Origin of the sequence: Mesorhizobium sp. M7A.F.Ca.US.002.01.1.1, from assembly GCF_004022955.1 — a bacterium.
In the GTDB taxonomy this organism is placed as follows: domain Bacteria; phylum Pseudomonadota; class Alphaproteobacteria; order Rhizobiales; family Rhizobiaceae; genus Mesorhizobium; species Mesorhizobium ciceri.
Genome location: NZ_RZQE01000001.1, coordinates 24,404 through 35,801, shown reverse-complemented (window position 1 = coordinate 35,801; position 11,398 = coordinate 24,404). Strand labels below are relative to the sequence as shown.

Below are 11,398 nucleotides of genomic sequence, written 5' to 3'. Positions count from 1 at the left end.
CGAAACTCCGTTCTCTCCAATAAACCTTCAGACCTTCGACAGGCCTGCATCCAATGCTTCGCCGATCCTCGCGACATCCGCGGCGCTGACGATAAGCGGCGGCGACAGGATGATGGCGTTACCGGAGACGCGCAGCATGACGCCGGCCTCGTAGGCCGCCTCCGAAACCAATGCCATGGTCTTCTTGTCGGCGGGCTTTTTCGTCGCGCGGTCCGAGACCAGCTCCAGCGCCGCCATCAGGCCCTTGTACCGGACATCGCCGACGATCGCATGCTTCGCCTTCAGCCCCTCCAGCACGGCTGCGAGTTCGACACCACGCGCGGCCGCGTTCTCGTTCAGGCGCAGCCGTTTGGTCTCGGCAAGCGCCGCCAGACCCGCGGCACAGCCGACAGGATGGCCGGAATAGGTATAGCCATGGCCGATGGCGCCGAAGCTGGTCTTGTCGGCCTCGAAGACATCGGCGACCTTGGCGCCGATCAAAGTGGCGCCGAGCGGGAAATAACCCGAAGTGATCGCCTTGGCGATGGTCATGAAATCGGGCTTCACGCCGGACAGACGCGAACCCGACCATGCGCCGGTGCGGCCGAAGCCGGTGACAACCTCATCGGCGATCAAAAGGATCTCGTGGCGGTCGCAGATCTCGCGCACCAGCGGCATGAAGCTCTCATGCGGAACAATAACGCCGCCGGCGCCGAGAACCGGCTCCATGATGAACGCGGCGATGGTATCGCCGCCCTGGAAGGCGATTTCGTCCTCCAGCGCCCTGGCGCAAAGTTTTGCCAGCCGCACTGGGTCGGTCTCGTCGAACGGGTTGCGGAAGGTCCAGGGCGCAGGAATGTGGAAGACGCCCGGCAGCAGCGGCTCGTAGTTGCGGCGGAAATTGGCGTTGCCGTTGACCGACGCGCCACCGAAATGCGTGCCGTGATAGCCTTTCTTCAGCGCCAGGAACTTGGTCCGGTCGGCCTGGCCGCGGATCTTCCAGTACTGCCGCGCCAGCCGAAGTGCCGTTTCGACCGAATCCGAGCCGCCCGAAGTGAAAAACGTCCGCACCATGCCTTCTGGCTCGAACCATTCGCAGAGTTCGTAGGCGAGCTCGATCGACGGGCCGGTCGAGGTGCCGCGAAAGCCGGAATAATAGGGCAGCGCGCCAAGCTGGTCGGCGATCGCTTTCTTGATCGGTTCGCAGCTGTAGCCGAGATTGACGTTCCACAGGCCGCCGACGGCGTCGAGCACGGTGTTGCCGGCGATGTCGGTGACCATCACACCCTCGCCTTTCATGATCACCTTTGGCGGGTTTGCCCGCATCTCGGCCGGATGCGCCATCGGATGCCAGATCGGCTTGGCGTTGGTTTCGGTGAGAAAATTGATGTCGCGCATAATGGACTCCGCAAAAATCTCAGGCAACTGGGACGAGGTCGAAATGGCCGAGGGCCTCGGCATAGGAATGAGCCGGGCGAGCGACGTCGAAATGCACCGTGCGCATGCCGGCAGCACAGCCGCCATCGACATTGCGCCGCTGGTCGTCGACGAAGACGCAAGCGCCGGCCGGCACGCCGAGCGCCTCGGTGACGAAGGCATAGGCACGCGGGTCGGGCTTGAGGATGCCGGTGTAAGTGGCGTCGATGATCACATCGAAGAGGCCGAGCAACGGCAGCCGCTGGCGGAAGTCGGCGCCGTAGAACAGGTCGAGTTCATTGGACAGGATGGCCAGTCGAAAACCGGCGGCATGCACCGTGCGAATGGTGCTGTCAGCCTCCGGCCGCACCACCTTTTCCGGCTCGGCCCCTCGCGCGCGCCGGACGAAGGTCTCCATCGCCTGCCAGTCCTCGCCCACCAGACGGCCGACCTCGCTTGTGCGTGTGCGCCAATAGTCACGCTCGCTGATCTCGTCGGCCTGCATGGCGCGCCACAGCGGATCGCTGCCCGGATCGAACGGCCCGCGCCATTGCAGCGTCCCCGGCGCGAGGCCGAGCGCCTGTTCGGTCAAGGCGTGGGTCTCGAACAGCGTGCGGGTGACGACGCCGCCGAAATCGAGGACAAGCGCCTGGGCGGGAACAGCACTCACGCCGCCACTCCCTTGGCCGGCTTGCCGCGCGGGACGATGCCTTCCTCGACCCAGCGGTCGAAGATCTCGAGCGCCTTGCCGACGAAGTCGTCGCTGTTGATGTGAGCGTCGATCTCGTGGAACTCGACGCCGGCGGGAATGACCTTGCGCATTTCGTCAGTGAAGGCGGCCAGGGCTTCCGGCTCATAGAGCGGCTCGCCCTCCACGTCCCATTCCTGGATGCCCTGGGACGGCAGGATGAAGGCGGAGCGGCCTCTGGCGGCACCGAGCTTGGCGGCGATGGTCCTGGCGACCTGGCGGCGATCGTCGGCATCGACGGTGATCGAAGCGATCAGCCTGTTATGGGCATGAAACGGTCGCGTCGAGAATTTAGCCGGCAAATCCTGCCAGGTCGGCAGATCGACCATGTCGACCGCGCCGGGTGCTGCGATCTGCGGAACGCCGCGGGCGCCGGCATTCTCCAGCCGGTCGGTGCCGGAACTGACGACGGATCCCGCGAGATGATTGGTGATTTCCTGCAGGCTGAAATCGAACACCGCGCAAAAATGGTCTTGGCCGGCAATCGATTCGAAGGCACGGCCGCCCATCCCGGTGGTGTGGAAGACGGCAACGTCATAGCCGCGCTGTTCCAGCGCCGGCTTCAGCGTCTTCATGTAGCGCAGGCAGCTGCTGCCGAGCGAGGTCATGCCGATGGTCGGGCCTGTTGCCCGCGCCGACACGCGCGACGCCAGCACGATTTTCGCCGCGCCGACGACCGCACCACAGGCCTGTGACAGGACCAGCCTGCAGATCGAGTTGAGGCCGTACAGCCCGCCCGCCCAGAGGATCATCATCAGGTCGGGCGCGACGCGCTCGGGTGGGATGAGGTGCGAATAGGCGATGGTCGAGACGACGAATTTCGGCACGCCGAGCGGCAGGCAAAGCGCCACGTCGAGCGCCAGATCGGTTCCCATCGAACCGCCGATGGCGATGAAGGCGTCGATCTCGCCGTTTTGATGGAGCTTGCGCACCAGTTGCACGGCGCCGCCGGCCATCAGCGTCATGGCGGTGTTCTCGTCACCACTCGAAACGATCTCGGCGATCGTCACATCCACCGCCCGCGCCACGGCGTGCTTATCGTGGTCCGGGCTGTAGGGCGGGTCGCCGAGCACGCTGACATCCATCATCACGGCGCTGCCGCCCGACTGCTCGATGCACTGTTTCATGAACAACAGCTCTTCGGCCTTTGTGTCGCCCGTGCCGATGACCAGGATGCGGGGCGCTGTCTCCGAGGGCATCAGGCCTGCCTCCTCAGGGTTTGCAGGTTCTCGCCGTTGAGGCGCATCGAAATCTCCCGTGCCGCTTCCATCACCGCAAGTCCCCGTTCCGCGATCGCGGCTGCCGTCGTTCTGGCCTTTGGCGCGGCCACCGCGATGGTGCCGAGCGCAAAGCCATCCGCCCCGCGGATTGCCGCCGCGACGCTGATCACACCTTCCTCATAGCCCTGGTCGCAGATCGAATAGCCGCGCTCGCGCGCCTCGCCCATGGATCTTGAGATGGCGGCCGGCTCGATCAGCGTATGGGCCGTGAAGGCATCGAGCGAACCCGTCAGGCACGCCTTGACGGTCTCGTCGCGGGCGAAGGCCAGATAGGCGATGCCCGACGCGGTCGAATGCAAAGGCAGCAACTGACCGATGTCGATGTTGACCCGGTTTGCCCATGCTGGATGCTCGACGTTGACGGTGACCAGCCTGTCGACGCCGAATTCCGACAAATGCACGGTCTCGGCCGTCGATGCGGCCAGGTCCCGCACCAGCGGAACGGCCGTCTGCAGGAAGGGAAAGCGCGCCTCGCGGATGCGCGCCAGCCGCGACAGGCCGGCGCCGAGGCGATAGTGCCGCGTACCCGCATCCTGCTCGACGAAACCACGGCCGGCCAGCGCTACCAGCAGCCGCCTTGTCGTCGCCTTGTCGAAGCCCGAGCGGCGCGCCAGATCGGACAGGCCGAGCTCGGGCTCGTCGACGTTGAACAGCTCCAGAAGCGAGATCGCTTTTCCGACCGTACTCAAATTTGCCTCCCGGTTCGGGACAATCATTTAACGTGTGAATTAACTTGACAGGCATCAGCATTGTTTGCAAGTCTATATTCAAAATAACGGTTCAAATAATGAACCAACCACCAGAGTGCATGGGACAGGCCATTCGGCCGGCGAACTCAAGGGTTTGCAAACAGGAGGGATCAATGACAGCAGTCTCGGAACAGGCGCCGGCCAACAGGCTGCGCAAGAACAGTCTTGGCGTCGGCGCCATCACCTTCATGGTGATTTCTGCGGCCGCCCCACTCACGGCAGTCGCCGGCGGCACGCCGCTTGGCATGCTGATGGGCAATGGCGCCGGCTTTGCCGGCACCTATCTCATCGTGACCGTGCTGCTGCTTTTGTTCGCGGTCGGCTATGTCGCCATGTCACGCCATGTCGGCAATGCCGGCGCCTTCTATGCCTATGCCGCACGCGGCCTCGGCAGCATGGCCGGCGGCGCCACGGCGCTGATCGCCATCCTGTCCTACAACGCCATGCAGATCGGCGTCATGGGCCTGCTGGGCGCCGCAACCGCCGGCCTATTCGCCGGCTGGGGCATCAACCTGCCCTGGTGGGTGTGGAGCTTCATCGCCATCGCGCTGGTCGCCGTGCTCGGCTATCGGCAGGTCGACCTCTCCGCCAAGATCCTGACGGTGCTGGTGCTGTGCGAATATCTTGTGGTGCTGATCCTCGATATCGCCATCCTCAAGACCGGCGGCGATAGCGGCCTGTCGGCGGCGCCATTCAGCTGGAGCCAGATCGTCAGCGGCTCGCCGGCCATCGCCATCCTGTTCTGCTTCGCCGCCTTCATCGGTTTCGAGGCGACGACGATCTATGCCGAGGAAGCCCGCGACCCAAAGGTCACCATTCCGCGCGCCACCTATTTCTCGGTCGTGCTGATCGGCGTCTTCTACATGCTCACGGCATGGCTGATGGCGGTCGGCGCCGGTGTCGACAAATTGCTGCCGACGCTGCAGGGATTGCAGGATCCGACGACCTTCCTGTTCGGCCTGTCCGACCGCTACGCCGGCACGATGCTTTCGCAGGCGATGAGCATCCTGTTCGTGTCGAGCCTGTTTGCCGGCGTGCTGGCGTTCCACAATGCGGTTGCGCGCTACATCTACGTCTCGGGCCGCGAGAAGCTGTTGCCGCAGACGATCGGCGTGACGCATCCGGTGCACCAGAGCCCACATGTCGCTTCCGTCATCCAGAGCGTGCTCGCCGCGGTCGTTGTCGGCCTGTTCGCCGTGCTCGGCCTCGATCCGGTGCTGGCGCTGTTTTCGTGGCTGACCAATGTCGCGACGCTCGGTGTCATCGTGATGATGGCGGTGGCATCGCTTGCCGTGGTGATGTTCTTCCGCGCCAACCCGGCGGCCCACGAGAATGCGCTGAAGACCACCATCCTGCCCGGGCTGACCTTCATCGCCTTCGTCATCATCATCTATTTGATCGTCATCAATTTCGGCAGCCTGTCGGGAGCCGGCGGTTTCCTTGGCGTGTTCCTGCCGGGGCTGGTGCTGATCGCCGCGATCGTCGGCCTGCTGCTGGCCAGCGCGCTGAAGAGCCGCGATCCGGTCGCGTTCAAAAACCTCGGCCAGCCGCTGAAAGATTGAGAAAAGCAAAGGGGCGGCATGCCACGCCGCCCCTTACACCACAAGGGGAGTGGCGGATTTGAGCTTTGCCGAAAATATCACCGTCGAGGCATTGGAAGCCGATCCCTACCCGATCTATGCAGAGCTCAGGCGCAGTGCGCCGGTCGCTTTCGTGCCGGCGGTCAATCTTTGGTTCGTCACCCGCTGGAAGGATGTCGAGAGCGTCGCCAAGTCGCCCGAGATCTTCTCCGCCGTCGTCGGCTCGTCACCAGTTGAGCGTTCCTTCGGCAAGCCGACCATCCTGACCACCGATGGCGAGACGCACAAGCAACTGCGCCAAGGCGTCGACCCGAAATACCGGCCGCGCACCGTCGCCGCCTATGCCGGCGACCTCGTGCGGTCGATTGCCGAACCTTTTCTGGACCGGATCGCCAACCAGGGCTCCGCCGAGCTGATGGCCGATTATTTCGAGCCGGTGTCGACGCTCAGCCTGGCGCGCTCGCTCGGCCTTGCCGGCATCGATATGCCGACGCTGCGCCGCTGGTTCTACGGCCTTGCCCAGGGCGCCATCAATTTCGAGAACGATCCGAAACGGCAGGAGATCGCCGACGCAATCAGTGCCGAGGTCGGCGACGCCATCCTGCCGACGCTGGAAAGACTTGCGCGCCAGCCAGATGACTCGGCGCTGTCGCATATGCTGCATGACGGCATGCCGGAGGGCACGACGCGGCCGATCGACTTTCTGATGCCGAGCATCAAGGTCATCCTGCTTGGCGGCATGCAGGAGCCCGGACATGGCGCCGGCTCGATCCTCGCCGGCCTGCTGGCTCGTCCCGAGCAATTGCGGCAGGTGCTCGCCGATCCCGAGACTTTCGTGCCGAAGGCGGTCGACGAGGGCCTGCGCTGGGTGGCGCCGATCGGCACGCAGACGCGGCAGACGACGCGGGCAGTCGAGCTTGGCGGCGTGACGATCCCGGCCGGCGCTGCCGTCGCCGCCCTCGTCGCTTCGGCAAGCCGCGACGAGAGCCGCTTTGCCGATCCCGACCGCTTCGACATCAACCGCAACGAAGGCAACCATGCCGCCTTCGGCTTCGGCCATCATTTCTGTTCGGGCCGGTTCTTCGCACGCGAGCAGATGTGCCTTGCGGTGCGGCTGTTGCTCCAACGCTTCCCCGATCTCAGCCTTGTGCCGAGCAGGGAACCGGTGTTTCGCGGCTGGGAATTCCGCGCGCCAACCACATTGCATGTTTCCCTAGGAGTCCGTCACCAATGATCAGTCAGAATGCCATCGAAACGCTGCGCAAGACGGAGATCGGCGCGCAGGGCCTGTTCATCGATGGCGTGCAGGTCGAGGCAACAAGCGGCGCAAGCCTGCCGGTGACGTCGCCGATCGACGGCCGACCTTTCGCCAGCATCGCCGACGGCAACGCCGCCGATATCGACCGCGCCGTGAAGTCGGCGCGCAAGGCGTTCGAGAAGGACTCGTGGTCGCGCGCCACACCCGCCTTTCGCAAGAAGGTGCTGACGAAATTCGCCGAGCTGGTCGAGAAACACGCCGATGAGCTCGCCGTGCTCGGTGTGCGCGACAACGGCACCGAGATCGGCATGGCCTACAAGGCAGAACCGCTGTCGGCGGCAGGCACCATCCGCTACTATGCCGAGGCCATCGACAAGGTCTATGGCGAGATAGCGCCGACGGCCGAGAATGTGCTCGGACTGATCCACAAGGAGCCGCTCGGCGTCGTCGGCGTCATCGTGCCGTGGAATTTCCCGCTGATGATCGGTGCCTGGAAGATCGCGCCTGCACTTGCCGCCGGCAATTGCGTGGTGGTGAAGCCGCCGGAGATCGCCTCGCTGACGCTGCTGCGGCTGGCCGAACTGGCAAGCGAGGCCGGCTTGCCCGCCGGTGTGCTCAACGTCGTCACCGGGCTTGGCGCGGTCACCGGCGAGGCGCTCGGTCTGCATATGGATGTCGACGCCATCGCCTTCACCGGTTCCGGCCCGGTCGGCAGGCGGCTGCTCGAATATTCCGCTCGCTCCAATCTGAAGCGCGTCTTCCTCGAACTCGGCGGCAAGTCGCCGAACATCGTCTTTGCCGATGCCCCCGACCTGAAACAGGCGGCGGTCGTCTCGGCCAACGGCATTTTTCGCAATTCCGGCCAGGTCTGCGTCGCCGGCTCGCGCCTGCTCGTCCAGGCGTCGGTCTATGACCGCTTCATGGATGAGCTTCTCCAGGCAACGATGCGGCTGAAAGTCGGCGATCCGCTCGATCTCGCCAACGATGTCGGTGCGGTGTCGAGCGCCGAACAGCTGGACAAGAACCTCGGTTTCGTCGCCAGGGCCACGGAAGAAGGTGCCCGTCTCGTCACCGGCGGCCAGCGGATGCTGACCGAGACCGGTGGCAGCTACATGGCGCCAACGATCTTCGAGAATGTCATGCAGGACATGCAGTTGGCGCGTGAGGAGGTGTTCGGGCCGGTGCTCGGCGTCATGCGCTTCGAGACCGAGGAGGAGGCGGTTCGGCTTGCCAATTCGACCGTCTACGGGCTTGCCTCCGCGGTGTGGACCGCCAATCTCTCCACCGCGCATCGCATGGTGCGCGCCATCAATGCCGGCGTCGTCCACGTCAACACCTATGGCGGCGCCGACATCACCGTGCCGCTCGGCGGCGTCAAGCAGTCCGGCTTCGGCCGCGACAAGTCGCTGCACGCGCTGGAGAAATATTTGGAACTGAAGACGGCCTGGATCGCGCTTTGACGGCACGCTGAGCTCTCTGAGAATCTGACGACCTCCAGACGCGCGCAAGATCGCGCCGCGATCCGCTGCGGCCGGTCAAGCGGCGGCTTTTGCTCACGCTCTTGAAAATTTTGAGAGAATATTCCCGGCTTTGGCGAGAATGGCGAAACGCGTTCTTTGATAAACTTGATAGAATTTCTGAGGATGCGACCAAGGCTAGGCAATCCGCCTCGCTGCCATGACTTCACAACCGCAGAGATCAATCATGACTGACTTCAAGAACACTTTGCCATCTTCCCCCGGGTCAACCGTCAACCGGCGCAGTGGCCTTGCTCTGCTGTTCGCCTCGGTCGTCGCGATCGGCAGCCTGATTGCACCGCATGCGTCGTTTGCCGAGGACAAGAAGGCGATCAAGGTCGGCATCATCAGCGGCGAGGACGAGGACGTCTGGCGCGTCGTCGTCGCGCAAGCCGCCGAAAAGGGCCTTGCCATCGAGACGGTGGTATTCAACGACTACACCCAGCCCAACGAAGCGCTGGAGCGCGGCGAGATCGACGCCAACGCCTTCCAGCACCAGCCCTATCTCGACAACCAGATCAAGACTCAAGGCTACCACATCGTCCGTGTCGGCTATACCGGCGTCTGGCCGATCGGCCTCTACTCTAAGAAATACACGAAGGTTGCCGACCTGCCCGAGGGCGCGGTCATCGGCGTGCCGAACGACCCTTCCAACGAAGGCCGGGCGCTGCGCGTGCTGCAGAACGAGGGCGTGATCAAGCTCAGGGATGGCACCGGCATTCTGGCCACCACCGCCGACATCGCCGAGAACGCGAAGAAGGTGGTGATCAAGGAACTTGACGCCGGTATCGTCGGCCGCTCGGTCGAGGATCTCGATGCGGCCGTAGTCAATACCGACTGGGCGCTGAAAAGCGGCCTGTCGCCGGAAAACCGCATCGCGCAGGAGCCTATCGCCGACAATCCCTACCGCAACTTCATCGCGGTGAAGACCGGTAACGAGAACGAGGCCTGGGTGAAGACGCTGGTGGCTTCCTATCAGAACGAGGCGGTGAAGGCCGAGTTCGACAAGGTCTACAAGGGCACCGGCCTCAGCGCCTATTGATCCGGTCCTCGGCCGGAAGCCCGGTTCGAGAGCAACAGCGGTCCGCGCTCAGGCGCGGGCCGCGATTGCGTTTTCGGGAACAGGAATATTCATGAACCAGCATATCACGGCATCCGGGGAGACCGCCGATCCGACCCAGACCCGGCCCGACGCATCTCAGGATGTCGTGCGCCTTGTCGACCTGAAGCGCCATTTCGGTGTGACGGCGGCGCTCGACGGCATTTCGCTGACCGTGCGCAAGGGCGAGATCCTCGGTATCATCGGCCGCAGCGGCGCCGGCAAATCGACGCTGATCCGCTGCCTGAACGGGCTGGAACGGCCTGACTCCGGCGAGGTGTTCATCGAGGGCCGCGAGATCAGCCGGCTCGGCGAGCGCGACCTGCAGCCGCTGCGGCGGCGCATCGGCATGATCTTCCAGCATTTCAACCTGCTGTCGGCCAAGACCGTCGAGGACAATGTGGCGCTGCCGCTGAAGATCGAGGGCCGGCCGAAAGCCGAGAGGCTGAAGCGCGCCGCCGAACTGCTCGATCTTGTCGGCCTGTCGGAGAAAGCCAAGGCCTATCCGGCGTCGCTGTCGGGCGGCCAGAAGCAACGGGTCGGCATCGCCAGGGCGCTTGCCGCGCGCCCGGCGCTGCTCCTGTCGGACGAAGCCACCTCGGCGCTCGATCCGGAGACGACGCGCTCCATCCTCGCACTGCTCAAGGACATCAACCGGCAGCTTGGCCTGACCATCCTTTTGATCACCCATGAGATGGAGGTGATCCGTTCCATCGCCGACCGCGTGGCGGTGATCGACGCCGGACGCATCGTCGAGCAAGGGCCGGTCTGGTCGGTGTTTGCCGACCCACGCTCCGAGATCACACGCAGCCTGCTCGGCGCCATCAGGCCGCAGCTGCCGGCCGAGCTGGCAGCGCGGCTGCTGCCGGCGGCCGGTGCGGAAACCATCCTGCGCGTCGACGTGGCCGGCGAGGCGGCAAGCAGTCCGCTGCTGTCCGACCTTGCCACTGCTGTTCCGGGTGCCTTTCGCCTCGTCCATGGCGGCATCGATCATGTCCAGCAGCAGCCGGTCGGCACGCTGTTCCTGTCGGTTCCCGGCAGCGATGCAGATCATCTCGCTGACATCATCACATTCCTGAAGGCCCGCCAGGCGCGGGTGGAGGTGCTTGGCCATGTCGCCAATCCTGTTTGAGCTTCTGCTGCGTTCGATCTGGGAGACAGTGCTGATGACGGCCGCTTCCGGCCTCATCTCGCTGGTCTTCGGCCTGCCGCTCGGCTTGGCGCTGATCGCCACCGAACGCGGCGGCATTGCCGAAAGCCTGTGGGTCAACCGCGCGCTCGGCGCGGTCATCAACGGCTTCCGCTCGGTGCCCTTCATCATCCTTCTGGTGGCGCTGATCCCAGTGACGCGGCTGATCGTCGGCACCTCGATCGGCACCTGGGCGGCCATCGTGCCGCTGTCGATCGCCGCCACGCCCTATTATTCGCGCATCGCCGAAGTGTCGCTGCGCGAGGTCGACCACGGCTTGATCGAGGCAGCGCGCGCCATGGGCGGCAACCGCTGGACGATCATCCGCGAGGTGCTGGTGCCGGAAGCCCTGCCCGGCATCGTCGCCGGCTTCACGGTGACGCTGGTGACTTTGATCGGCGCTTCGGCCATGGCCGGCGCCATCGGCGCCGGCGGCCTCGGCGACCTCGCCATCCGCTACGGCTACCAGCGTTTTGAGACGTCGGTGATGATCGCAGTGGTCATCGTGCTGATCATCCTGGTCTGCGGCATCCAATGGGTGGGGGATCGGTTGGCGGCGAGGCTGGATAGACGGGGGTGATTG

General features: G+C 64.5%; 10 protein-coding genes. 6 read left to right on the top strand and 4 right to left on the bottom strand.

The features are described from left to right. Positions 1–27: 27 nt before the first annotated feature. Genes EN932_RS00160 through EN932_RS00145 form a run of 4 tightly spaced genes read right to left on the bottom strand, consistent with a single transcriptional unit; the run spans position 28 to position 4,112 of the window. Positions 28–1,377: an aminotransferase class III-fold pyridoxal phosphate-dependent enzyme gene (locus tag EN932_RS00160; RefSeq protein WP_063169695.1), complete on the bottom strand. Its 1,350-nt coding sequence runs from the start codon at positions 1,375–1,377 to the stop codon at positions 28–30. Between the two features lie 19 nt (positions 1,378–1,396). Continuing rightward, complete coding sequence (locus EN932_RS00155) at positions 1,397–2,065, bottom strand: HAD-IA family hydrolase (RefSeq protein ID WP_024502132.1); 669 nt, start codon at positions 2,063–2,065, stop codon at positions 1,397–1,399. Then, on the bottom strand, positions 2,062–3,342 hold the full coding sequence (locus tag EN932_RS00150) for a Tm-1-like ATP-binding domain-containing protein (RefSeq protein WP_127384721.1): 1,281 nt from the start codon (positions 3,340–3,342) through the stop codon (positions 2,062–2,064). Before EN932_RS00150 ends, EN932_RS00155 begins: the two co-directional genes overlap by 4 nt. Then, a complete protein-coding gene (locus tag EN932_RS00145) occupies positions 3,342–4,112 on the bottom strand; it encodes an IclR family transcriptional regulator (protein ID WP_127369102.1) in 771 nt (256 codons plus the stop codon). Before EN932_RS00145 ends, EN932_RS00150 begins: the two co-directional genes overlap by 1 nt. A gap of 173 nt (positions 4,113–4,285) precedes the next feature. Between EN932_RS00145 and EN932_RS00140 the strand changes: the two genes are divergently transcribed. The 6 genes from EN932_RS00140 (at position 4,286) to EN932_RS00115 (ending at position 11,395) form a co-directional block, all read left to right on the top strand. Continuing rightward, positions 4,286–5,734 (top strand): APC family permease, encoded by a 1,449-nt coding sequence (locus tag EN932_RS00140; RefSeq protein WP_063170911.1) that lies wholly within the window; start codon positions 4,286–4,288, stop codon positions 5,732–5,734. A gap of 58 nt (positions 5,735–5,792) precedes the next feature. Then, complete coding sequence (locus EN932_RS00135) at positions 5,793–6,986, top strand: cytochrome P450 (protein WP_127384720.1); 1,194 nt, start codon at positions 5,793–5,795, stop codon at positions 6,984–6,986. Continuing rightward, entirely contained in the window at positions 6,983–8,470 is a 1,488-nt protein-coding gene (locus tag EN932_RS00130; RefSeq protein ID WP_127384719.1) for an aldehyde dehydrogenase, read from the top strand. Before EN932_RS00135 ends, EN932_RS00130 begins: the two co-directional genes overlap by 4 nt. 244 nt (positions 8,471–8,714) lie before the next feature. After that, the gene (locus EN932_RS00125; RefSeq protein WP_127369105.1) at positions 8,715–9,569 is read left to right on the top strand and encodes a MetQ/NlpA family lipoprotein; all 855 of its coding nucleotides are present in this window, start codon (positions 8,715–8,717) and stop codon (positions 9,567–9,569) included. A gap of 91 nt (positions 9,570–9,660) precedes the next feature. Continuing rightward, positions 9,661–10,758: a methionine ABC transporter ATP-binding protein gene (locus EN932_RS00120; protein ID WP_127384718.1), complete on the top strand. Its 1,098-nt coding sequence runs from the start codon at positions 9,661–9,663 to the stop codon at positions 10,756–10,758. Then, entirely contained in the window at positions 10,739–11,395 is a 657-nt protein-coding gene (locus tag EN932_RS00115) for a methionine ABC transporter permease (protein ID WP_127369580.1), read from the top strand. Before EN932_RS00120 ends, EN932_RS00115 begins: the two co-directional genes overlap by 20 nt. Positions 11,396–11,398: the final 3 nt, after the last annotated feature.